A 21,843-nucleotide genomic window follows, 5' to 3' on the forward strand; every position below is an offset into this window, starting at 1 on the left:
GGTCACGTGCCCGGTTCGGTCGTGGCGCGCTCGATGTCGTACAGCTCTTCGAAGCCGGCGAGCTCCTGGAAGCTTTCGTAGATCGCGAACGACTCCGCGGCGGGACGGCCGCTGGGTTTTCCCGCGCGCTGCCGCTCGTACGCCTCGCGCAGCGCGGCGAACGCCGCCGTCTGGCCGGTCACCGCGTCGATCAGGATCGCGTACCCCAGGCTTCGCCACTCCTCGGCGGTGTGGAGATCAAACGACGTCAGCGTGGCGACCGGCGCGGAAAGGCGGGCCGGTGCCTCGGCGAGCTGCTCGTCGTTCGCGGGCAGCAGCATGAGGACGTCGGCACCGGCTTCGTGGTAGGCGGTGAGCCGTTCGACGGCGCGCTCGAAGTCCTCGTTCTGCACCGCGCCGGTGCGGGCGATCAGCAGCAGGTCGGGGTCGCGCCGCGCCTCGGCCGCGAACCGGATCTTGGCCACCATCTCCTCGAGCGGGACCAGGTGCTCGACGTGCCGGTGGTGGCTGGCGCGCTTCGGCGCGACCTGGTCCTCGAGCTCGATCGCGTGCACGCCGGCCGCTTCGAGCTCCCACACCGTGCGCGCCACGTGGACCGCGTCGCCGAAGCCGACCCCGCCGTCCACGATCAGCGGCAGCCGGGCGCGCCGCCGGATCTGCCAGCTCGCCGCCGCGAGGTCCGACACGCTCAGCAGCGCCTCGGAGACGGCCATCGAGTAGCCGAGGCCGCCACCGCCGAGGTAGCCGCCGTCGTACCCCAGCCGTTCGCAAAGCCGGGCGGTGAGCGCGTCGGGGCACCACTGCACCATGAGCGGCTCGCCGCTCGACACCCGCGCGCGGAACGCCGCGCGATCGAGACCCAGCATCTCCACTCCCATCGAACTCTTCACAGGTCGAGGACCAGCTCCGCGGCGGAGCAGCTCCCGACGCAGATCATCATCGTGTCCCCGGCCGCGCGCTCGCCGTCGTCGAGCACGGTGTCCCGGTGCACCGGCGTGCCGCCGAGCACCTTCGTGCAGCACGTGCCGCAGAAACCCTCCTCGCACGAGTACGGGACGTCGGGCACGACGTCGCGCACCGCTTCGAGGATCGTCGTGCCATCGGCCACCTCGACGGTTTCCCCCGTCTGGGCCAGCACCACGGTGAACGGGCGGGCGTGGCGGTCCGGCGCGCCCCCCTCCCCCGGCTCGGCGGTCCCGGCGGTGAAGAGTTCGAAGTGGACTTCGAGCTCGGGCCGGACCCGGCTCGCCGCCGCCCGCAGCGCGTCGAGCATCGCCGCGGGTCCGCAGCCGTAGATCGCGGCACCGGCCGGGGCCGCCCGGACGATCTCCTCCAGCGGCAGCAAACCGGCCCGGTCCTGCGGCCGGACGTCGACGGGCGCGTCCGCGGCGCAGGCCAGCTTGTCGAGCTCGGGCAGGAACGCCATCGATTCCAGCGAGCGCCCGCCGTATTGCAGCCGCCAGTCGGCGCCGCGGGCGGTGAGCTCGCGCGCCATGCTCAGGATCGGCGTGACGCCGATGCCGCCGGCGACGAGCACGTACGCCCCGGCCGGCCGCAGGGGGAAGTGGTTGCGCGGGCCTCGGATCACCAGCTCCCCACCGACGAGCGCGGTGTCGTGGACCTCCGCGGAACCGCCGCGGCCGGCGGGTTCGCGCAGCACGGCGACGGTGTAGGTGTACGGGTCCCCGCGATCCCCGCAGAGCGAGTAGTGGCGGATCCGGCCGGACGGGAGGACGACCTCGACGTGCGCGCCGGGTTCCCACGGCGGCAGCTGCCCGCCATCGGTTCTGGCGAGCTGCAGGGAGATCACCCCGTCGGCCTCCCAGCGGGCCGCGAGCACCCGGACCTCGAGCTCCTGACCTGCGCTCATGACGCCCACCTTCACCTCATCGTGATTGCTCCTATAATTAGCATAGAAAGCACTCGCGTCGATGACAAGAGCTGACCGAACGAGGAGGAACCCGTGACGACACCGGATCCGACGACCAAGCTGGTGTACTTGGCCCGGCGCAATCCCGCGCTGTCGGCCGCCGAGTTCGTGGTCCGCTGGCGCCAGCATTCGCTGCTCGCCGGCAGCATGCCCCGGATCCGCCCCGGCATCGTGCAGACCGCGCACTGCCTGAACCTGTTCGACCGCACGGTGTTCGCGCGCGCCGCCCTCGACTACGACGGGGTCAACTTCCTCACCCTCACCGGCCCCGAGGTCGCGACGACGATGTGGCAGCACGACGAGATGATGGAGCTGCTGCAGCCGGACGAGCTCGCGACCTTCTCCACCTACGCCCGCCACTTCACCCTGACGACGCACGAGCACGTCGCCAGCCCGGGCGCCATGCGGCCGTACTGCCTGGCCTTCTTCCTCAAGCGCGACCGCGCGCTGACGAACGAGCAGTTCGTGGCGGCGTTGACCGAGGCCCACGCCGAGGTGGCGGCGGGCACGCGCCGAGGCGTGGTGAACGCGGTGGTCGACCGGCCGCCGGGCTACAACTTCGACGCCGTCACCGAGCTGTGGTTCGACAGCGCCGAGGAGCTCCGGGAGTTCACGCGGACGCCGGCGTTCGAGGGCGCCTACCTGAGGCGGCGCGCGGAGCTGTGCGACGAGGTGCGGACGGTCGCGATGGCGACCCGGCTGAGCCACGCGAGGCCCGCGATCGACGAGCGGACCGCGGTCGACCGGCCGATCACGCAGCCCGCGTAGCGACCCGGATGAAGCACGCGCGGGACCCCGGCACGTCAGGGGCCCCGCGCGTGCGGCTCAGACGATGTGCGGAGCTTTGGTGTCCGCGGCCAGGACGGTGCGCGGCAGCAGCTCGACGAGTTCCTCGTGCGGCCACGGCCCGGCGTTCTCGTCCCGGAAGATCGTGCGCGTCTCGACCGGGTGGCTGTACATCCCGATCTTGCCGCCGCCGGCCCGGAACACCCGGCCGGTCACGTCCGCGGCCCGGTCGCCGGCGAGGTAGACGACGATCGGGGCGACCAGCGCCGCGTCGGCCCGTGGTTCCTTGGCACGGGCGCGGCGCTCGCTCATCACGCCCTCGGCGATCCGCGCCGCGTCCCGCTGCCCCTGGTCGGCCGTCATCCGCGTCAGCGCGAACGGGGCGACGGCGTTCACCGTGATGCCGTCCTTCTGCAGCTCCCAGGCCAGCGCGTACGTCAAGCTCGTCACACCGCCCTTGGACAACGCGTACTCCGCGTTGCCCAGCGGCGCGGCCCACTGGTTCGACGTCGTGTTGATGATCCGCCCGCCGCCCTGGCGCCGGAGCACCGGGATCGCGTGCCGGCACATCGCGAAGGTCCCCTTGAGGTTGACCCCGACCATCACGTCGAAGTCCTCCTCGGTGGCGTCCTCGATCTTGTGCTGGCGCACCACGGCCGCGTTGTTCACCAGCACGTCGAGCCGGCCGAACGCCTCGACCGCCGTGGCCACGACCCGGGCCGCACCGTGCCAGTCGGCGACCGACTCGTAGCTGGCGACGGCTTCACCGCCGCCGCTCCGGATGGCTTCCACCACCTCGTCGGCCGGCCCCGCGGCCGTACCCGCACCGTCCGGGTCCACCCCGAGGTCGTTGACCACGACCTTCGCGCCGGCCGCCGCGAGGGCGAGGGCTTCGCCGCGGCCGATCCCCCGCCCGGCGCCGGTCACGATCGCCACCCGGCCGTCGAGCGGGCCTTGTCCAGCCATCATTCCTCCTTGCGCGAACCTCTAACGGGTTAATGATAGGAGCAATAGGTCCGCTGTCAAGCCGACCGGAAGTGACCCTTGACCGGCCCGACATCCAGGCTAATAGTAGGAGCAATCGGTCCGGTTCTCGGCCACTCACCATCCACAAAGGAGCAACGATGCTCGACTGTGCCCGGTCAACCACCGTCAGGACCACGACTTCCCGCGCGACGGCGAGGCAAGGCCGGTGAGCGCCGACCCGCGGGCCACCCGGCGTGAAGTCCGCCGCGTCGTCGCCTCGAGCTGCCTCGGCACCGCCATCGAGACCTACGACTTCGTCCTCTACAGCTCCGCCGCGGCACTGATCTTCGGGCCGTTGTTCTTCGCGCAGCTCAGCCCGGCGCTCGCGACCATCGCCTCGTTCGCGACCTTCGCCACCGGCTACCTGGTCCGGCCGCTCGGCGGCTTCGTCTTCGGCTACCTGGGCGACCGCTTCGGCCGCCGATGGGTGCTGATCACGACGGTGTGCCTGGCCGGTGGCGGCACCGGGGTCATCGGGCTGCTGCCCACCCAGGCGCAGGTCGGTCCGCTCGCGCCGGTTCTGCTGGTGCTCCTGCGCATGGTGCAGGGCCTGGCGCACGGCGGCGAATGGGGTGGCGGCGTGCTGATGATCGCCGAGCACGTCGAGCCCCGCCGCCGCGGGCTGTACACGGGGATCGGGCAGGGCGGCCTCTCCCTCGGGGCGGTCGTCGCCACGCTGGTGATGGCGGTCGTCGCCGGGCTCCCGGAGCCGGTCCTGTTCGGCTGGGCGTGGCGGATCCCGTTCCTGCTGAGCTTCGTGCTCATCGCGCTCGGGATCTACCTGCGGCTGCGGATCAGCGAGAGCCCGCTGTTCGTCGAAGCCAAGCGGGCGCGCGGGCAGAAGGCCGGCCTGGTGAGCCACCTCGGCCCGCTGGCCCGCGGGATCCTCGCGAGCATCCCGCCCACGATGTCCGCGGCGTTTTTCGGCAGCTTCGCGGTGAGCTTCGCCGTCGCCGCCGGGCACGCCCGCACGACCGTGCTCCTCGCGCTCAGCGCGAGCTGGGTGCTCTCGACCTTCACGATCCCGTTGTACGGCCTGCTTTCCGACCGGCTCGGCCGCCGGCCGGTTTACGTCGCCTCCGTACTGGGCGTCGCGATCGCCACCTACCCGTTCCTGCTGGCGATGCGCAGTGGCTCGACGGCGCTGCTGTTCGTCGCGTTCATCGTGCTGTTCAGCTTCATCACCCCGGCCGCGCAGGGCACCATCGCGTCGCTGCTGAGCGAGCTCTTCCCGACGAGACTGCGCTCGACGGGCGTCTCCCTCGCCTACCAGCTCGCCGCGATCGTGGGCGGGCTGACCCCGGTGGTGAGCGCGGCCCTCATGACCACGCCGGGCGGGCTGACCTGGGTGGTCGTGGTCATCGCCGGCCTGTGCGTGATCGCGGCACCGGCGGTGCTGCTCGGCCGTGAGTCGGTCGGGACGTCACTCGCCGGCACCGCGGCCACCGATCCGCTCCCGGAAGCACTGCCGACCCGGTGACGCAGAAACCGGCTGGGCGACGGCACCGTCGCCCAGCCGGTTCGTTCAGTCCAAGATAGACAGCCCCGCCTGCGGTGCCGCGACTTCGGCGAACCACGCCAAAGCCTCGTGGAACTCCGCCAAGGACGGCGCGGGCAGGTCGACGATGAAGTCCGTCGCGCCGAGCGCGAGCCAGTCCGCCACGAGCGCGGCCGTGCGCTCGGCGGCGGCGTCGCCCGGCGCCTCGAACGGGGGCGCCGGCTGACCTCGCGGCGCCCGCCCGCCCAGCGGCGCCAACGGCGCGATGATCCGGAAGTCCCCGGGCCGCGATTCCCACTCGGGCGTGCCGCGGACCTTGCCGAGGACGTCGGCGATGGCGTCCCGGTGCGCCCCGAACGGCGCCCAGCCATCGCCGAGCCGCAGCGCGCGGCGCAGGCCGACCAGCCGGTTCCCGCCGATCCAGATCGGCGGCCGCGGGAGCTGCTTCGGCCGCGGTTCGCAGATCAGGTCCTCGAACCGGGCGAACTCGCCGTGATAGCTGGCCACTTCGTTACCCCACAACGCTTCCATCGCCTTGATGTGGTCGTCCACAATGGCGCCCCGCCGGTCGAAGTCGACCCCGGCGGCGTCGGCTTCGTGCCTCCGGCTGCCGACTCCGAACCCGGCGATCAACCGGCCGCCGGACAGGTGGTCGAGGGTCGCCAGCTCCTTCGCGGCGATCAGCGGACTGCGCAGGTGCGCCTGGTAGACGAGCGTCACCAAGCCGATCCGCCGGGTCGCCGCGGCGAAGAACCCGAGGGTGGCGACGGGGTCGTAGAACCGGGCGCGCCCGTAGATGCGCAGTTCGTCGACGGCGAGGGCGCCGTGGTCTCCGCAGGCGATGAAGGCGTAGCCGAGTTCGTCGGCTCGCCGGGCGATGCCGAGCAGGTCTTCCGGCGTGGCGTCCGCTTCCCAGTCCCGCAGGCTGATCGGGTACAGGATCGGGGGGAACAGGCCGAACGCTGGCATCGTCACTCCTTCGGGAACGTTGACCACTAACGCTCCTATGATTAACCTCTTAGTGAAGCGCTGTCCAGCGAAGCGGGAGACGAGTCATGGACTTGGGCGTGACGGTCGTGGTCGGGGCCGGCGGCATGGGCCTGGCGATCGCCCGGCGGCTCGGCGCCGGGACCACGCTGGTGCTCGGCGACCACGACGAGGTCCGGCTCGAGCGGGCCGCCGCGGAGCTGCGCGGCGAGGGACACCAGGTGGTGACGCAAGCCGTGGACGTCGCCGACCGCGCGTCGGTCGCCGCGCTCGCCGCCACCGCCGCCGGCCTCGGCGCGGTCACCCGGCTCGCCCACACCGCCGGCGTGTCCCCCGCCCAGGCGCCCGCCGAGCGGATCCTGCGCATCGACCTCCTGGGCGTCGCGTTCGCCGTCGAGGAGTTCGGCGAGGTCGTCGCTCCTGGCGGGGCCGGCGTCGTCATCGCGAGCATGGCCGGGCACCGCCTGGCCGCCCTGCCGCCCGGACAGGAACGGGAGCTGGCCGTGACGCCCGTCGAAGACCTGCTGGACCTGCCGTTCGTCCGGGAGGCCGCGCGATCGCCGCGCACCGCGTACTGGCTGGCCAAGCGGGGCAACCAGCTGCGGGTGCAAGCCGCCGCGACGCGGTGGGGCGAGCGCCGTGCCCGGCTCAACTCGATCAGCCCGGGCGTGGTCGCCACTCCGATGGGACACCAGGAGCTCAGCGGGCCGGGCGGCGACCGCATGCGCGCGGCGGTAGCGGCCTCGGCGGCCGGGCGGGTCGGCACGCCCGCCGACGTCGCCGCGGCCGCGGCCTTCCTGCTGGGGCCCGACGCCGGCTTCGTCACCGGCACCGACCTCCTCGTCGACGGCGGCGTGACGGCCGTGCGGGCAGCGGGTGGAAGCTGATCGAGCAGCACCCGGACGCGGTCGCGGCCTTGATCGGGGTGGCGCCGGCGGCACCCGGCACCCTGGGGCCGAGCTGGGCGGTCGCCATGCCGTCCAGCGAAACCGTCCTCGACCTCGACCGGAAGTTTCGTTGCAGGGCATCAGCGGCCGGATCGTGGTCGAGCGGACGAACATCCTGGTGGTGACCGGCACCGAGGACATCGACCGTGACCGGCTCGGCTATTCGACACCGCCGGGCAGCATGCGCACGGCTTCGCCGAGGTCGATCACGTCCGCGTACCGGTCCGCCAGGTCCGACAGCGCCACCGGTCCCGACAGCGGCCTCGGGTCCGCCACGCACTCCCGCACCACCTCCACGCGCAAGCCGAGTGACGCCGCGTCCACCGCCGTCGCCCTTACGCAGCCGCTCGTCGTCAGACCGCAGATGAGCACCGTATCGACGTCCTCTTCGGACAGTCGCACCGCCAGGTCCGTTCCGGCGAAAGCGGAAGCGTGGCGCTTGTCGACCACGACGTCGCCGTGCCGCGGTCCGATCCGGGGGTCCAGCTCGGTCCCCGGCGCGCCGCGCAGCAACGGGCTCAAGTCGAACCGGGCGGCCCACGCCGGATCGGCGTCCGCCAGGTCGTCGAACTCGATGCGGACGAGGTACACCGGTGTCCCGGCGCGGCGCGCGTGGTCGAGGAGCCCGGCGGTCGCCGCCACGGCGGGGGCGGCGACCGCGTCGATGAAGTGGCGCTGGAAGTCGACGGCGATCACCGCCGGGCGGCGGCCCGGTCCGTGACGGCGGCCGGAACCCGGCATCAGCCACCCACCCGGGCCGGCAGGTCGCGCACGTCGACGGTGCGTTCCGGGGCGAGCTGGTCGATCGTGGTGGCGCTTTCGTCGGCGACGACGAGCGTCACGCCGGCGGCGCGCAGCTCGCGGAAGCAGCCGATCAGTTCGTCGACCACCTTGGGCGCCAACCCCATGAACGGCTCGTCCACGAGGAGCACCGAGGGATCGCCCGCCATCGCCCTGGCCAGCGACAGCATCTGCTGCTCGCCGCCGCTGAGCATGCCCGCGGCGACGTGCCGCCGCCCGGCGAGGCCGGGGAACCGGTCGTAGGCGCCTTCGATCGCCTCGTCGGCGGCCGCCCGGGGACGGCGCAGGGCTTCGTGGGCGAACCGCAGCGTCTCCTCCACCGTCAGCCGGGGGAAGACGCGGCGGCCCTCGGGGACGAAGGAGATCCCCGCGAACCGCCGGGCTTCGGGACCCGACCGGGTCAGGTCGACGCGGTCGCCGTCGCCGGTCAGGCCGGTGACCGAACCCCGGCCCGGGCCCAGCACCCCGGCCAGGCAGCTCAGCAGGGTCGTCTTGCCCGCGCCGTTGGGCCCGAGCACGCCGGCGCACTCGCCGGCCCCGATCGTGAAGCCGGCTCCGCGCAGCACGGTCATCTGCCCGTACCCGATGTCCGCGTCCTCGAGGACCAGCGCGCGGATCGGCGCACTCGTGGACTTCCGTCGCAGCATGGCGGTCAGCTCCTCGTCCCGGATCCGATGACGTCGTGCAGGTCGCCGCGGGCGCGCAGCTCGGCGAGGTCGCCGACGCCGACGATCCGGCCGCCCACCATCACCACGGTGCGGTCGGCGATCCGCTCCACCAGGTCGTGGTCGTGCTCGACGAGCACGACGGCGCACCCGTCCGCGCGCCAGCGCCGCAGCGCCCCGGCCAGGAACTCGACCTCTTCGTCGGTGAGCCCGGCGGCCGGTTCGTCGAGCAGCAGCACGCGGCAGCCGCCCAGTTCGAGCCGTGCCAGCTCCACCCACCGGCGGACGCCGTGCGGCAGCACCGCCACCGGCCGGTCGAGCCACGCCGTCAACGCCCACCGCTCCAGGACCGCCTCCAGCCGCCCGGGATCCGCGCGCCGGCCCCAGCCGTCGCAGGCGAGCCCGACGTTGTCGCGCACGCTCAGGCCCGCCGCCAGCCGCGGCACCTGGAAGCTGCGGCCGAGACCGTGCCGGGCGAGCCGGTGCACCCGGCCCCAGCGGACGTCGCGGTCGGCGCCGTCGGACCAGCGCAGCCCGATCCGCCCGGTCTCCGGCGCCCAGATCCCGTTGAGGCAGTTCAGCAACGTCGTCTTGCCGGAACCGTTGGAGCCGATGACGGCGGTGATCCGGCCGGGTTCGAACCCGATCGAGACGCCGTCGAGCGCCACCACCGGGCCGAACGACTTCCGGACCCCGTCCGCGGTGAGCGCGACGATCTCCGGCCGCGCGCCGGCCGCACCCGCCGGCGCGCGGCGCACCGCCCACCGGCGACGGCGGTCGCGCAGCGCCTCCGGGAACAGCCCGGTCGGGCGGCGCACGACCACGAGGATCACCAGCAACGCGAACACGATCGTCAGGACGTTGCCGTCCAGCCCGCCGATCCAGCCGGGCACCCCGACCACGACGACGCTCGCCGCGATGGGGCCCCAGATGCTCCGCCGCCCGCCCACCATCAGCACGAGGAAGATCTGGATCAGCAGCGGCAGCCCGTAGGTCGTCGGCACCACGACCTTCTGCTCCTGCACCCACAGGACCGTGGCGACGGCGGTGAGCAGCCCGCTCACCACGGCGACGCCGATCCGGACCGCCACGACGTTGGTCCCGACCACCCGGGCCAGGAACACGTCGTCGCCGATCGCCACGCCGAGACGGCCGGTGCGGCCCGACATGAACAGCCGCACGACGAGGCCGGTGCCGACGAGCACGGCGACGCCGAGGGCGAGCGCGGGGCCGGTCTCGCGGGCCGAGAAGTCCACCCAGCGCGGGAAGTCCGTGATGCCGGACGAGCCGCCGGTCAGGCCAGTGAACGTGGTGAGCGCGGTCAGGAACACCGCGCCCGCGGAGATGGTGACCAGGCCGAGCTGGAACCCGGTCAGCCGTGCGCTCAGGCCCGCCACCGCGACGAGCAGCGCGACCGAGCAGGCCGCCGAGACCAGCACCGCCCACCACACCGAGCCGGTGGCCGCCGCCGTGATCGCGAACCCGTACGCCGAAATCCCGATCACGGCGTGCTGCGAGAAGTTGAAGACGTCCAGGTAGCCGAGCACGAGGGAGTAGGCCACCGCCAGTGCGGCCGTGAACGACACCGTCGTCAGCGTCGCCTGGAACGCGTAGCTGCCGCCGAACAGGCCGTAGAGGTACAGCGCGACGACGACCGACTGGATCGCCCGCCGCAGGAACCGCTCGTTCATCCGACCACCCTGCTCGTCCGGTCCGGGAACAGGCCCCGGGGTTTCACCAGGAGGATCACCAGCACCAGGCCGAGCTGGACGACGGTGGCGGTGAACTGCCCGCCCCGCGCGTTCACGACCGCTTCGGCGATCCCGATGACCAAGCCGCCCACGATCGGCCCGGCGACGCGGTCGCCGCCGCCGATCACCAGCCCGAACAAGGCGCCCACGATGATGTGGAAGACGTTGTCCGGCGTCACTCCGACGACTTCGGCGGAGACGTCGCCGACGAAGAAGCACAGCACGCCCAGCAGCGCGTAGGCGACGAACGCCATCGTCGAGACCCGCACGCCCGACAGCCGGGCGGTGACCGGGTCGTCGGACACCGCCCGCAGCGCCCGGCCCAGCCGCGACCGTTCCAGCACCACCCAGCTGCCGAGCCCGCCGAGCGCGACCGCCGCGACGAGGAGCAGGGTGCCGGTCGTGACGGTGATCCCGCCACCCAGCGCCAGCGTGCGCGCCGGCACCACCGGGGTGGCGAACCGCAGGTCCGACCCGAACAGCAGGTAACCCAGCCCCTGCAGGGCGGTCGCCAGCGCGACCGTCACGAGCACCCCGCCGAGGTCGTGTTCCTGCCCGCCGCCCGGACGGCTCGCGAGCCACCGCGTCGAGACCAGGTGCACGAGCGCGCCGACCGGCGCTCCGGCCACGAGGAGCAGCACGAGCCGCGGCAGCGGGGGCAGCCCCGCGAGCGAGGCCGCCGTCAGGCCGGCCAGCACCACGATCCCGCCCACCGCGAAGTTCATGATCTTCGTGACCCGCAGGACGAACGCGGCCGCGAGGCCGACCAGGGCGTACAAGGCCCCGAGCCCGATTCCGTTGAACAGTGATTGGAGTTCCCGCACCGGCGTTCCCCTCGCTCAGCGGCCGGACGCCGGTGCGGCGCCGGTGAAGGTGAGCTCCCACGCCTTGGCGTCCGCCTTCCACCGCGCGAAGGTGAACCAGCCGTCGCCGCGGTCGGGCAGGGTGCCGTTGCGGGCCGCCTTGAAGTTGTAGGTGAGCATCGGCGTCGGGAAGTCCTTGCCGGACTTGAGGTCCGCGTAGATCGCCTCGGCAGCCGGGCCACCGTCCTCGATGGCCTGCGAGACGACGCGGACGCTCGAGTAGCCGATCGCGTTGTTCGTCGTCAGCGCCGGCTTCCCGGCCTTCTTCCACGCGTCCGCGAACGGCCGGATCGCCGGCCCGGCCGGGTCGCCCGCCGGGAGCAGGTCGGCCACCATCACCTTGGGCAGGCCGAAGCTGGTGAACGGCGCCGCCGCGCCGAGCTGGGCCAGCGTCGCGGCGGTCGCGTTGGTGGGCTGGGACATCAGGATGGCGTCGGTCATCCCGAGGTCGACCATCGCCCGGGCGACCACCAGCACGGACGGGCCGGTGCCACCGGCGAAGACCGCCGTGCACCCGTCGCTCTTCAGCTGGGTGACCTGCGGGGTCAGCGAGCTCGCCGCGGCGTCGAACGGGATGCGCGTGCCCATCGGCAGCCCGGCTTTCGCGGCCGCCGGTTCCAGGACCTGCTGCAGCGACTCGAAGGAGGCGCCGCTGACGCCCAGGTCGCACAACGCCCTGGCGCCCCGGCTCTTCGCGAATTCGGCCGCGAGGTCGAAGTACCCGCTGAGCGGCTGCACGCTGAAGCTGTAGGCGCCCTTCGGGTTCAGCCCGGCGGCGGTGATCATCGGGACCTTGGCCGAGGCCATCGTCGGGTCCAGCACGACCGAGGAGGTGCTCGTCTCCGGCCCGACCACGGCCACGACGCCGTCCTGCAGCAGTTCGTTGGCGAGCCCGGGCAGCAGGCTCTGGTCGGACCGGTAGTCCTTGACCTCGAGGTCGAGCTTCTTGCCGCCGATCCCGCCCGCGGCGTTCACTTCGTCGACGGCGAAGCGGACGCCGTCGAGCATTTCGCCGCCGATCGCGCCGTACACGCCGCTGAGGGCGAACACCGCGCCCACCTTGATCGAGTCGCCGCCGGGGTCCCCGCCGACTCCGCCGCTGCACGCGGTGGCGGTGAGCGCGAGCGAGAGCGACAGCACGGCGGCCATCCGCCCCTTGCGTCCCCCGCTTCCGTAGCCGAGTTGCACGGTCCCTCCTTTGGGCCGGATGACATTCCTGATAACCATAGGAGCAATAACTCCGGCACACAAGAGCTGTGCACTGTGGACAGTTGTTGATCAGCGCCGGCATTGCCGCACAAGGAAAAGGGCAGGACCGAGCGGCGGGCGTGGGGTCACGCCCGCCGCTCTCGCCGGGTTCGCCCGGCCTTAGCTCGCCACCTCGGGGACGACGGACACGTGCACGGCGTCGGACCGGCTGAGCAGTTCGATGCCCTCGCGGACCGCCGCCAGCGGCACGGTGTGGGAGTGCAGCAGCTCGACCGGCAACCGGCCCGACCCGAGCAGCCGCAGGGCCTGGCGGTAGCCCCACGGTTCCACGCTGACCACGCCCCGGAGGTCGATCGCCTTGAGCACCATCGCGTCGGCGTCCACTCCGGACAGATCGGCGCCGCCCTTCAGCCCGGCGACCACCACCACTCCCCCGGGCCGCACGAGCGCGATCGCGTCGCCGATCGCCGAGACCGCGTGCGGCGTCGTGTCCACCACCCGGTCGGCGTCCCCGCCGAGCGCCGCGCGGACCGCGGTGACGACGTCGGGGCAGCCGTCGGGGAGGTTGTCCACCTCGACGGTGGCGTCGACGCCGAGCCGGCTCGCGATCTCGAGCTTGTGCCGGTCCTTGGCGAGCCCGGTGACGACGACCCGGTCCGCGCCCGCGGCCCGGGCGGCGACCGCGCAGGCCAGGCCGCGCTGCCCGCACCCGAGAACCACCACGGCGTCGCCGGCGGTGGTCCCGCCCCGCCGGACCGTCCAGTCGAACCCGGCGCCGAGCGGGTTGAACAGCGTCGCCACCTCGGCTTCGACACCGTCGGGCACCGGGTGCACCCGGGTGTTCGGGCGCAGCACGAGGTATTCGGCGAAGCCGCCCCACAGCCCGCTGCCGAACGTCGTCGGCGTGAAGCCGTAGGAGAAGCGGTTGCGGCAGAACTTCACCAGCCCGCCGGTGCAGCGGTCGCACACCTGGCACGGCACCACCGACTCCACCGCGACGAGCTGTCCCTCCCCGACGCCCCAGAGCCGACGCGCTTCGGCGCCGATCTCGACCACCCGGCCGACCGGCTCGTGCCCGGGGATCACCGGGTAGGCGGACCAGCCGCTCTTCGCCAAGCCGCCGTCGAGCTGCGTCTTGTCACTTCCGCAGATGCCGGTGGCTTCGATCTTCAGCAGCGCCTCGCCGTCTCCGATGACGGGGACCTCGAACTCCCGCTCTTCCAGCACACCCGGCCCCGGCTGGACCATCGCCCGTGCTCGCATCGCCATCCTCCTCAGAGCGCGGTGAACCGGACGGGAAAGGACTCGTAGCGGTCGTGGACGCTGTCCGGGCGCACCGGCGGGTGGTCCGGATCGCGCTCCACCCCCGCCCGGAACAACGCCCCGAGCAGCAGGGCGAGCGTCCCGTCGCGCGGCTCGGCGCGGCGCCCGGCCGCGGTGCCCAGCACCAGCGGCTTGCCGAGGCACTGGTGGGGGCCGGCCCCGAAGCTCAGGCCGTAGGGCGCGGTGCCCTCGGCGATCGTGCGGTACGGGTCGAACTCGCCGGCCGCGCCGCCGTAGGCCTCTTCGTCCATGTTCGCGTGGAACTTGTCGACGAGCACCAGCTGACCCGGCTCCACCGGCGTCCCGTCCGGCATGGTCGTGCGCTCGGCCGCTGCCCGGAACAGCACGTGCCGCCCGGGGTGCACGCGCAGCGACTCCATGCCGGCGACGCGCAGGAACTCGGGATCGGCGAGCTTCTCGCGGGCCTCGGGGTGGCCCGGCAGCCAGTTCGTCAGCTCGGCGACGGCGTGCGTCACGGCCGTCGCCGTGGTGAACGCCGCGGCGGCCATGAACAGCAGGGCTTCCTTGAGGATGTCGTCGTCCGACCAGCTCAGCGTGGTGTCGGCGAGGAGCACCGAGATGAGGTCCTTGCCTGGCCTCGCCTGCCCGCGGCGCTTTTCCAGCGCCGGGCGCACGAACTCCGCCCAGAACTCCTCTTTGCCGGCCAGCGCGTCCCGCATGACCTCGGCGTGGTCGCGGGTCGCCCACTGGATCAGGATTCCGTCGCCGAGCCGGGCGACGAGCCTCGTCAGGTGCGACAGCCGGGCGTCGTCGATGTCGTCGAGCCCGACCACCTCCGCGGAGATCCGCAGGGCCATCCGGCGCACCAGCGGGATCAGGTCGCCGCGGGGAACGCCGTCGCCGTTCGCCGCGAGCGCCGCCAGCTCCTCGTCCACCACCTCGGCCAGCACCGTTTTCTCGTAGTGCGCCAGGTGGGCCGGGTTGAACAGGCCGCCTTCGAGGCGCTTGAGGTGGCGGTGGCGGTCGCCGTCCGAGCCGAGCAGCGTGCCGGCCAGCAGCACCGCGTTCTCGTGGTAGACGTCGACGCTGAACGACGCCGAGCGCAGCACCGAGGCGCCGTCCTCGTAGTTCTCCGTGCGCGGGAGCGCCGGGTCGAGGGGAAGCGGGACGTTCGCGGGACAGGTGTTCGACACTGAACCTCCTGAGGTGACCCCCACTAGGTTAATTATAGGAGCAATAGCAGGCTAGGCAGCCGCCCGTGGTCCGTCAACCGCCGGAGCCGAGATAGGGGCAATGGTAGGATCAATCAGACTTCGAGGCGGGGGTGCACGACGTGGCAAGCGAAGAAACCGAGGGCGCCGGGCGCCGGCCACGACGCCGGCCGGACCCCCGCCGGTCCCACAAGGCCGCCCTCACGATCGCGCAGGACATCGTCGACGACATCACACGCGACGACCTCGAGCCGGGCTCGATGCTGCCCGGTGAGCGGGAGATGCTCGAGCGGTTCGGGGCGGGCCGGGGCACCCTGCGGGAGTCGCTGCGGTTCCTCGAGATGACCGGGGCGATCACCTTGAAACCCGGCCCGCGCGGCGGCCCGGTCGTCGCGGAACAGGACGGCCAGGACCTGGCCTGGGTGCTCGGGTTGTTCATGCAGCTGCGCGGAGTCCCGTTCGGGGCGGTCGTCGCCGCGCGGGAGACCCTCGAACCCGAGCTGGCCGGGCTCGCCGCCGAGCGGGCGACCGCGGAGGACCACGCACGCATCCGGGACACCATCGACGGCATGCGCGCCTTCCTCGACGACGAGCAGAACTTCCTGGCCGAGAACGACCGCTTCCATTCGGCGGTCGCCGCCGCGTCGGGCAACGACCTCTTCGCGCTGGTGATCTCGTCGCTGCACACGATCACCGACGGCGTGCCGCTGGGGCTCGACTACTCCCGGCCGCGCCGGGAGAACGTGGTGAAGTCCCACACCGCGATCGCCGAGGCCATCGAGGCCGGTGACGCCGAAGGCGCCCGCTGGGCGATGCGCAAGCACCTTCGCCCGTTCCGCACCCGGATCGAGGCCGACTTCCCCACGGTCATGGACAAGCAGCTGCGCTGGCGCGACATCGTCCCCTGACCCGTTTCGCCGGGCTCAGGGCGCCACATCGCGCCAGCGGACCGGGCGTTCGTAGACCATCGGGAACTTCTCGACGATGTACCGGCGGAACTCGCGCATGTGGCGGCGCATCGCCCAGCGGGCGCCCTCGGCGTCGCCGTTCTTGATCGCGTCGCACACCGCTTCGTGCGCCTGCAGGACCGCTTTCCGCCGGGGCGGCGGGTAGCTGACGCCCAGGGGCATGCCGTCGGTGATGAGGTGCAAGGACGTGATCAGCAGGGCGAACAGCTCGTTGCCCGCCGCCGCGGCCACGGCCGCGTGGAAGCGGTCGTTCTCGGCCAGGAAGTTCTGCTCGTCGTCGAGGAACTCGCGCATGCCGTCGATCGAGTCCGAGATCTCCGCGATCAGCTTCGCGTCCGCGGCTTCGGCGGCCTGCGCCGCCAGCTCCGGTTCGAGCACTTCGCGCGCCGCGACCAGCGCCTTGAACGGCATTCCCTTGAGCTGCAGGAACAATCCCAGCACGCCGGCCAGGTCGTGGGCGTCCGGCTCGGAGACGATCGGGCCGCCCTGCGGGCCCGCCTTGACGCGGATGACGCCGTTCATCTCGAGGAACCGCAACGCTTCCCGCAGGGTTCCGCGCCCGGTCTCGAAGCGCGCCATCATGTCGCGTTCGCTGGCCAGCTTGGTGCCCGGCGCGAGGTGGTCGTCGGTGATGTCGTCGACGATCCGCTGGGCGATCGCCAGCGAAACCTTCTGCGGACGGCGGGCATCGGGACGGCGCCGGGCGACGCGCCCGCCGTTCGCAGGTTCGGCAACCACGATGTACCCACTCCCCGCCGGCCGACCCACGGCCCAGGCTCAAGGCTAATGATAGTACACTACTGTGAGTTATGAACGCTGAACAGCGTCAGCCTATCGCGTAAGCCTGCCGGAGTCCCCGAACGCGCGAAGCCCTCCGGCGCGACGAACCGCCACGCCGAAGGGCTCCTTCGCCACCCCGTCAGCCCGCCTGACGAGCCACCTCGGGCAAGCGGAACAGCGCCTGCGCGTTGCCCGCCAGGATCGCGGACTTCTCGGCCTCGCTGAGGAAATCGAAGCCTTCGACGACCGGGCGGATGTCGTCGAAGTCGTGGCCCGTCCCGGGATCGGGAGCGGTGCCGCTGCCCGGCCGCTCGGTGCCGAACAGGCACCGGTCCGCGCCGACCGTCTTGATCAGCAGTTCGAGTGAACCAGGGTTGTGCAGGACCGTGTCGAACCAGAGCCGCCGCAGGCTGTCGTCGAACGACTCGTCCTTCAGCACGTGGCCCAGCCGCAGCTTCGGGTGCGCGCGGGCCGCCCGCCACCGCCCGATCTGGTACGGCACCGAGCCGCCGCCGTGCGCGACGATGATCTTGAGCGTCGGGTAGCGCAGGAACACCTCGGAGTTCAGCAGCGTGAGGATCGCGATGCTTTCCTCGGTGACGAAGTGCTCGCTGTAGGTCTCCCGGTCGTTGAGGCAGCTGCCCGAGTGGATCAGCGCCGGGACGTCGAGTTCGACCAGCTTTTCGTACAGCGGGTACCAGAACGGGTCGCCCAGCGGCGGGACGTGCCCGGTGCCCTCGGCCGGGTCGGGGTTGAGCACGCAGCCCACCATCCCGAGCTGGGTGACGGCCGTTTCGAGCGCGTCCACCCACTCGGCCGCGCTTTCGCCGTACGCCTGCGGCAGCCCCGCCACCCCGGCCAGCCGGCCCGGGAACAACGCGGCCTGGCGGGCGATGACGTCGTTGACCGCGCTGGTCCACCAGTGCACGGTCTTCGACGGGCGCATCGAATGCCCGCAGTGGAACGGCCGCGGCGAGATCAGCTGCAGGTCGGTGCCGACGCCGTCCATGGTGGCGAGGGTGCGTTCGCCCCACTCCTTGAGCGCCGCGTCGGAGACGCCCGCGCTCCCCTGTCCGTGCGCCCCGCGTGACGACATGAGGGCCGCCTGGTAGGCGTACAGCTCCGGTGGTGCGTTGACGTGCGCGTGCGCGTCGATGATCATTCTTCGCTCCTCGAGACGGGGACTTGGTGGTGCAGGCCGACACGCCGGCCGGTGCGGGCGGACTCGTGCAGGGCGAGCGCCACTTCGAGCGTTGCCAGCCCCCAGCGTCCGGTGTGGACGGCCGGGTGGCCGTCGAGCGCCTCGGCCAGCTCGGCCAGCAGCGCCTGCCAGCCGGACGCCCGGTCCTCGGCGCTGATCTCGGTGACGTCGCCGCCCGCGAACACCAGCGCGCCGGTGGGGGTGACCCAGGCGCCGCCGTCCGCGAACGTCGCCGCCAGGGTGCCGAAGACCGGCGACACCGCCCCCTCGCCCGGCAGGGCGAAGAACCGCGCCGCCGCCGGGGTGGGAGCGACGTCGAAGGTGCCCAGCTCGCCGACGCCCCAGGTCTGGAACCGGCTGTCGAACCCGCCCGTCCCGATGTAGTAGGCACTCGCGTGGACGCCGCCGGGGAACGCGAGCTGGGCCGAGAACCCGAGCTCGGTCCCGTCCGCACCGCCGAACGTCGTGCCGGTCACGGACTCGGTCAGCCCGCCGCACACGTACCGCAGGACGTCGATCTGGTGGGCGCCTTGGCGCAGCACCAGCCCGTTGCCCTGCGCCGCGTCGAGGTCGGCGGCGGAGCGCGGACGGCGGTGCCAGTCGGTGTGGCAGTTCGCGGACACCGACAGCAGCGGGCCGAGCGTCCCGTCCTCGACGAGCCGCCGCAGGACGCGGACCGGCGCGTGGTAGCTGTGCGTCGCGCCGACGAGCAGGACGACACCGGCATGGTCGGCGGCCTCGACGGCGAGCCGCGCGTCCTCCAGCGTCGTGGTCAGGGGCTTCTCCGAGATGACGTGCTTGCCCTGCGCGGCGGCGGCGCGGATCGCGGGCAGGTGCGTGGCCGTCGGGGTCGCGACGTACACGACGTCGACGTCCGCCGACGCGGCCAGCGAAGCCACCTCCGGGTGCACCCGGCAGCCGGTCTCCGCCGCGGCGCGTTCGCGGGCCGCGGCGTCGGTGTCCGCGACCCCCGCCAGCCGGAACCGCGCCGAGTTCGCGAGTGCGGCGGCCATCAGGCGCCCGGCCGCACCCCAGCCGGCGATGCCCACCCCGTGCGTGCTCATCAGAACCCGTAGATGTCGAGGGTGGAGTCGCCGGCGGCGATCCGGCGGCGCACCGAGGCTTCCTTGTCCTCCCGCCGCGCCGCGCGCTCGCCCACCACGGCGGCGTCCTCCCGCGGCGAGACGACGACACCGTCGGCGTCGCCCACGACCAGGTCGCCGGGCCGCACGACCACCGAGCCGAGGGTGATGTCGGCGTCGAGGTCACCGCCGGTCGTGTCCTTGCCGGTGCCGCGGACGCACAACCCGCGCGAGAAGACCGGAAAACCCAGCTGCAGCAGCTCGGCCGAGTCGCGCACGCAGCCGTCGAGCACCAGGCCGCCGAGCCGGCGGGCGAGGGCCGCGCTCGTCAGGATGTCGCCCCAGTAACCGAACTCGAAGGCGCCGCCGGTCGAGGCGACCAGCACGTCGCCCGGCGCGGCCGCGTAAAGCGCGCGGTGCAGCCAGATGTTGTTGCCCGGCGTCAGCCGGACGGTGAACGCGTACCCGCAGATCCGCCACGCGGGGTCGAGCGGCCGCAGCTGCGGCGGCAGCGGCGTCGCCCCGGATTCGTGCAGGGTGGCGGTGCCGAACTCGCCGAGCCGGGTCGCCTGCGCGGTCATCGCGCACCGGCCTTCGTCTGCAGCGAGTGGTACCCCATCGCGGCCCGCGCTTCGTCGAGCCGCTGCCCCGCCGCGACCGCCATGCGGATGCCGTCCTCGGCGCGCTCGATGGCTTCCGCGACGTCGAGCACCTCGCCGGCCCGGTCCGCGGCGAGCACCACGACTCCGTCGGCGTCCCCGCGGACGACGTCACCGGGGTGCACCAGCACCGAGCCCAGCCGCACCGGACGGCCGGTGTGCGCGAGGCGCACCCGGTCCTTGCCGGTCTGCATGCTGCGCCCGCGGGCGAACACCGGGTAGCCGATGGACAGGCTGTCGGCGACGTCCCGGCAGACCCCCTCGATCACGGTGCCGCCGATGCCCCGCGCGCTCGCGACCGCGGTGAGGATGTCGCCCCACACCGTGCAGTCCTGCCTGCCGTCGTTGCTCAGCACCACGACCTGCCCGGGCTCGACGTCGTCGATGTAGTCGCCGACCGTGCCGCCGAGCGCGTCCACCGGTTCGTACTGCCCGGTGAACGCCCGGCCGCAGATCGCGAACCGCGGGTCGAAGGGCACGATCCCGGGCACGGCGCCGGGCAGGCCGAGCTTGTCCAGCGCGTCGGACAGCCCGGCGGTGCCGATCGCCCGCGCCCGGTCGACCGTCTGATCAGGCATTGAGCATCTCCTCGTAGTCCGTGCCGAGCACCTGCGACGGGAGTCGCCCCGCCCGCAGGTCTTCGGCCATCAACCGCTCGCGGGCGAGGAGCCGCTCCGCGGCCGCGAGCACGTCCTCGACGTCGCCGGCGCGGACGAACACCACGCCGCTGCCGTCGGCGAGCACGTAGTCGCCGTCGTGCACGTCCACGCCGCCGATCCGCACCGGGACCCCGACCGCGTCTTCGACGATCCGGCCACGGGCGGTGAAGGGGATGGCTTCCCGCGCGGACACCGGCAGGCCGAGTTCGCGGATCTCGTCGACGTCCCGGCACGCGCCGTCGATGACGACGCCGCCGAGTCCCTTGAGCGACGCCGCACGCGCCAGCAGGCCACCCCAAGTCGCCGACCGGAACGGACGGCCGGTGTCCTGCTGCACGACCACCACCTCGCCCGCGGCGGCCCGCTCGATCGCCGCGGTGCCGAGGTGGCTGCGGCTGGTCCGGCCGTCGGCGGGCACCGTGCGCACCGTGACGACCTTCCCGGCCGCGCGCGCCCCTTCCCAGACCGGCAGGACGCCGGCGACCGCGCCGGGCAGGCCACGAGCGTCGAGCGCGTCGGACAGCAGGCACGTGTCGAGGGCGAGCAGCCGGTCCTGGAGGGTGGTCATGCGCGGGTCCAGGTGAAGAACCCCATGCCGCAGCCCGAGCCCGCCTTCGAGCGGTACGCCGGGATGTAGTCGACGACCCGGCCCGGGGCGTCGCGCAGGGCCGCGCCGACGGCGATCCAGTTGCGGATCTCGGAGCTGCCTTCGCGCAGGCCGTCGACGGGGATCCGGGACAGGGCCTCGTGGTCGTGCGCCTCCAGCGCCTCGAGCAAGCCGCGATCCAATTTCTCGTCGATGATCGGGTGGGTCAGGCCACCCGAGGCGATCAGCGCCACCCGCAGGTCCGAAGGCCAGCTGTCGATCGCTTCGCGCAACGCCTCGCCGAACGCGACGCAGCGGCCCGGCGTCGGCTGGTTCGGCGGGTAGTAGGTGTTGAGGAAGATCGGCACCAGCGGGATGCGGGGCAGGCCTTCCAGCAGCCGGCGGTAGACGAAGGTGAACGCGTGACCGAGCGAGCGGTCCTTCGGCTGCTCGGTGAACTGCGCGACGTCGAAGCCGTCCCGCACGAGCTGCTCGACCAGGTGCAGGCCCAGTCCGGCCTGGGTTTCGTACACGTCCACTTCGTCGGCGTGGTAGTACTTGTACGCCGTTTCCATGGTGGACGGATACGCTTCGGCGCCCGGCGGCCGGTCCTCGAGGGAGTCTCCCCAGAAGATCGAGACCGCGGGCATGATGTCGTCGAGGAACAGCTCGCGCTGGTCGTCGCCGATCACCACCAGCACGTCCGGCCGCTGGGCGAGCAGCTCGTCCCGCGTCCGCTCCAGAGCGCGCTGGCAAGCCTCGTACCGCTCGGTCAGCAGGGCCGGGTCCAGCTCGTCCTCCAGCTCCTCCTCGGTGCGGCCGGTCGGCGTCAAGCCGAGCGCGCCGAGCCGGGGCAGTTCGAGGTCCCCGTGCGCGCGCCACCCACCCGATTCCATGGAGAGCTGCGGACTGTGCGACACCGCGGCGCCGCCCACTACGTGTGCCATGTG

The 21,843-nt window shown here is 72.7% G+C and carries 22 protein-coding genes; 4 read left to right on the plus strand and 18 right to left on the minus strand.

Annotated features, from left to right (window positions below; genetic code table 11):
- Positions 1-2: 2 nt before the first annotated feature.
- A complete protein-coding gene (locus SD460_RS45085; RefSeq protein ID WP_290058585.1) occupies positions 3-866 on the minus strand; it encodes an isocitrate lyase/PEP mutase family protein in 864 nt (287 codons plus the stop codon).
- A gap of 20 nt (positions 867-886) precedes the next feature.
- A complete protein-coding gene (locus tag SD460_RS45090) occupies positions 887-1,870 on the minus strand; it encodes a PDR/VanB family oxidoreductase (RefSeq protein WP_290058586.1) in 984 nt (327 codons plus the stop codon).
- Positions 1,871-1,963: 93 nt separating this feature from the next.
- Between SD460_RS45090 and SD460_RS45095 the strand changes: the two genes are divergently transcribed.
- Positions 1,964-2,698 (plus strand): EthD domain-containing protein, encoded by a 735-nt coding sequence (locus tag SD460_RS45095; RefSeq protein ID WP_290058587.1) that lies wholly within the window; start codon positions 1,964-1,966, stop codon positions 2,696-2,698.
- 57 nt (positions 2,699-2,755) lie between these two features.
- Here the strand turns inward: SD460_RS45095 and SD460_RS45100 are convergent, their stop codons facing one another.
- Complete coding sequence (locus tag SD460_RS45100; RefSeq protein WP_290058588.1) at positions 2,756-3,682, minus strand: SDR family NAD(P)-dependent oxidoreductase; 927 nt, start codon at positions 3,680-3,682, stop codon at positions 2,756-2,758.
- Between the two features lie 226 nt (positions 3,683-3,908).
- Between SD460_RS45100 and SD460_RS45105 the strand changes: the two genes are divergently transcribed.
- A complete protein-coding gene (locus SD460_RS45105) occupies positions 3,909-5,222 on the plus strand; it encodes an MFS transporter (RefSeq protein ID WP_290058589.1) in 1,314 nt (437 codons plus the stop codon).
- A 45-nt stretch (positions 5,223-5,267) separates the two neighbouring features.
- Here the strand turns inward: SD460_RS45105 and SD460_RS45110 are convergent, their stop codons facing one another.
- A complete protein-coding gene (locus SD460_RS45110) occupies positions 5,268-6,209 on the minus strand; it encodes a TIGR03619 family F420-dependent LLM class oxidoreductase (protein WP_290058590.1) in 942 nt (313 codons plus the stop codon).
- Between the two features lie 86 nt (positions 6,210-6,295).
- Here SD460_RS45110 and SD460_RS45115 point away from each other — a divergent pair, with 86 nt between their 5' ends.
- Positions 6,296-7,114, plus strand: a complete 819-nt coding sequence (locus SD460_RS45115) for an SDR family oxidoreductase (protein WP_318307736.1) — start codon at positions 6,296-6,298, stop codon at positions 7,112-7,114.
- Between the two features lie 219 nt (positions 7,115-7,333).
- Here SD460_RS45115 and SD460_RS45120 read toward each other — a convergent pair whose 3' ends face one another.
- From SD460_RS45120 to SD460_RS45150, 7 genes are all read right to left on the minus strand, one after another.
- Positions 7,334-7,915, minus strand: a complete 582-nt coding sequence (locus SD460_RS45120; RefSeq protein WP_318307737.1) for a cysteine hydrolase family protein — start codon at positions 7,913-7,915, stop codon at positions 7,334-7,336.
- A complete protein-coding gene (locus tag SD460_RS45125; protein ID WP_318307738.1) occupies positions 7,915-8,622 on the minus strand; it encodes an ABC transporter ATP-binding protein in 708 nt (235 codons plus the stop codon). The genes SD460_RS45120 and SD460_RS45125 overlap by 1 nt, the downstream gene beginning before the upstream one ends.
- A gap of 5 nt (positions 8,623-8,627) precedes the next feature.
- Positions 8,628-10,331, minus strand: a complete 1,704-nt coding sequence (locus SD460_RS45130) for a branched-chain amino acid ABC transporter ATP-binding protein/permease (protein ID WP_318307739.1) — start codon at positions 10,329-10,331, stop codon at positions 8,628-8,630.
- Positions 10,328-11,215 carry a branched-chain amino acid ABC transporter permease gene (locus SD460_RS45135; RefSeq protein ID WP_290052497.1) on the minus strand — a complete coding sequence of 296 codons (888 nt, stop codon included), beginning with the start codon at positions 11,213-11,215 and terminating at the stop codon, positions 10,328-10,330. The genes SD460_RS45130 and SD460_RS45135 overlap by 4 nt, the downstream gene beginning before the upstream one ends.
- A 15-nt stretch (positions 11,216-11,230) precedes the next feature.
- Complete coding sequence (locus tag SD460_RS45140; protein WP_290052499.1) at positions 11,231-12,442, minus strand: ABC transporter substrate-binding protein; 1,212 nt, start codon at positions 12,440-12,442, stop codon at positions 11,231-11,233.
- Between the two features lie 180 nt (positions 12,443-12,622).
- On the minus strand, positions 12,623-13,726 hold the full coding sequence (locus SD460_RS45145) for a zinc-dependent alcohol dehydrogenase (RefSeq protein ID WP_290052501.1): 1,104 nt from the start codon (positions 13,724-13,726) through the stop codon (positions 12,623-12,625).
- A gap of 11 nt (positions 13,727-13,737) precedes the next feature.
- Positions 13,738-14,940, minus strand: a complete 1,203-nt coding sequence (locus tag SD460_RS45150) for a cytochrome P450 (protein WP_318307740.1) — start codon at positions 14,938-14,940, stop codon at positions 13,738-13,740.
- A 140-nt stretch (positions 14,941-15,080) separates the two neighbouring features.
- Between SD460_RS45150 and SD460_RS45155 the strand changes: the two genes are divergently transcribed.
- Complete coding sequence (locus SD460_RS45155; RefSeq protein WP_290052504.1) at positions 15,081-15,866, plus strand: FadR/GntR family transcriptional regulator; 786 nt, start codon at positions 15,081-15,083, stop codon at positions 15,864-15,866.
- Between the two features lie 15 nt (positions 15,867-15,881).
- On the opposite strand, the gene SD460_RS45160 is transcribed toward SD460_RS45155, so the two are convergent.
- From SD460_RS45160 to SD460_RS45190, 7 genes are all read right to left on the minus strand, one after another.
- Positions 15,882-16,664, minus strand: a complete 783-nt coding sequence (locus SD460_RS45160; protein ID WP_318307741.1) for a FadR/GntR family transcriptional regulator — start codon at positions 16,662-16,664, stop codon at positions 15,882-15,884.
- Between the two features lie 181 nt (positions 16,665-16,845).
- Positions 16,846-17,868, minus strand: coding sequence for an amidohydrolase family protein (locus SD460_RS45165; protein ID WP_290052509.1), 1,023 nt, complete (start codon positions 17,866-17,868; stop codon positions 16,846-16,848).
- Positions 17,865-18,971, minus strand: coding sequence for a Gfo/Idh/MocA family protein (locus SD460_RS45170; protein WP_290052511.1), 1,107 nt, complete (start codon positions 18,969-18,971; stop codon positions 17,865-17,867). The genes SD460_RS45165 and SD460_RS45170 overlap by 4 nt, the downstream gene beginning before the upstream one ends.
- Positions 18,971-19,570, minus strand: a complete 600-nt coding sequence (locus SD460_RS45175) for an RraA family protein (RefSeq protein ID WP_290052513.1) — start codon at positions 19,568-19,570, stop codon at positions 18,971-18,973. The genes SD460_RS45170 and SD460_RS45175 overlap by 1 nt, the downstream gene beginning before the upstream one ends.
- A complete protein-coding gene (locus SD460_RS45180; protein ID WP_290052514.1) occupies positions 19,567-20,226 on the minus strand; it encodes an RraA family protein in 660 nt (219 codons plus the stop codon). Before SD460_RS45180 ends, SD460_RS45175 begins: the two co-directional genes overlap by 4 nt.
- Positions 20,219-20,875 (minus strand): RraA family protein, encoded by a 657-nt coding sequence (locus tag SD460_RS45185; protein WP_318307742.1) that lies wholly within the window; start codon positions 20,873-20,875, stop codon positions 20,219-20,221. The genes SD460_RS45180 and SD460_RS45185 overlap by 8 nt, the downstream gene beginning before the upstream one ends.
- Positions 20,872-21,840, minus strand: coding sequence for a DODA-type extradiol aromatic ring-opening family dioxygenase (locus SD460_RS45190; protein WP_290052517.1), 969 nt, complete (start codon positions 21,838-21,840; stop codon positions 20,872-20,874). Before SD460_RS45190 ends, SD460_RS45185 begins: the two co-directional genes overlap by 4 nt.
- Positions 21,841-21,843: the final 3 nt, after the last annotated feature.

Source organism: Amycolatopsis solani (genome assembly GCF_033441515.1).
In the GTDB taxonomy this organism is placed as follows: Bacteria; Actinomycetota; Actinomycetes; order Mycobacteriales; family Pseudonocardiaceae; genus Amycolatopsis; species Amycolatopsis solani.

Excerpts from the sequence above, each read along its gene's own strand:
- SD460_RS45085 (WP_290058585.1), bottom strand. The coding sequence starts at position 866 with ATGCTGGGTCTCGATCGCGCGGCGTTCCGCGCGCGGGTGTCGAGCGGC.
- SD460_RS45125 (WP_318307738.1), bottom strand. The coding sequence starts at position 8,622 with ATGCTGCGACGGAAGTCCACGAGTGCGCCGATCCGCGCGCTGGTCCTC.
- SD460_RS45165 (WP_290052509.1), bottom strand. The coding sequence starts at position 17,868 with ATGATCATCGACGCGCACGCGCACGTCAACGCACCACCGGAGCTGTAC.
- SD460_RS45170 (WP_290052511.1), bottom strand. The coding sequence starts at position 18,971 with ATGAGCACGCACGGGGTGGGCATCGCCGGCTGGGGTGCGGCCGGGCGC.
- SD460_RS45175 (WP_290052513.1), bottom strand. The coding sequence starts at position 19,570 with ATGACCGCGCAGGCGACCCGGCTCGGCGAGTTCGGCACCGCCACCCTG.
- SD460_RS45180 (WP_290052514.1), bottom strand. The coding sequence starts at position 20,226 with ATGCCTGATCAGACGGTCGACCGGGCGCGGGCGATCGGCACCGCCGGG.
- SD460_RS45190 (WP_290052517.1), bottom strand. The coding sequence starts at position 21,840 with ATGGCACACGTAGTGGGCGGCGCCGCGGTGTCGCACAGTCCGCAGCTC.
- SD460_RS45130 (WP_318307739.1), bottom strand. The coding sequence starts at position 10,331 with ATGAACGAGCGGTTCCTGCGGCGGGCGATCCAGTCGGTCGTCGTCGCG.
- SD460_RS45110 (WP_290058590.1), bottom strand. The coding sequence starts at position 6,209 with ATGCCAGCGTTCGGCCTGTTCCCCCCGATCCTGTACCCGATCAGCCTG.
- SD460_RS45185 (WP_318307742.1), bottom strand. The coding sequence starts at position 20,875 with ATGACCACCCTCCAGGACCGGCTGCTCGCCCTCGACACGTGCCTGCTG.
- SD460_RS45100 (WP_290058588.1), bottom strand. The coding sequence starts at position 3,682 with ATGGCTGGACAAGGCCCGCTCGACGGCCGGGTGGCGATCGTGACCGGC.
- SD460_RS45090 (WP_290058586.1), bottom strand. The coding sequence starts at position 1,870 with ATGAGCGCAGGTCAGGAGCTCGAGGTCCGGGTGCTCGCGGCCCGCTGG.
- SD460_RS45145 (WP_290052501.1), bottom strand. The coding sequence starts at position 13,726 with ATGCGAGCACGGGCGATGGTCCAGCCGGGGCCGGGTGTGCTGGAAGAG.
- SD460_RS45120 (WP_318307737.1), bottom strand. The coding sequence starts at position 7,915 with ATGCCGGGTTCCGGCCGCCGTCACGGACCGGGCCGCCGCCCGGCGGTG.
- SD460_RS45115 (WP_318307736.1), top strand. The coding sequence starts at position 6,296 with ATGGACTTGGGCGTGACGGTCGTGGTCGGGGCCGGCGGCATGGGCCTG.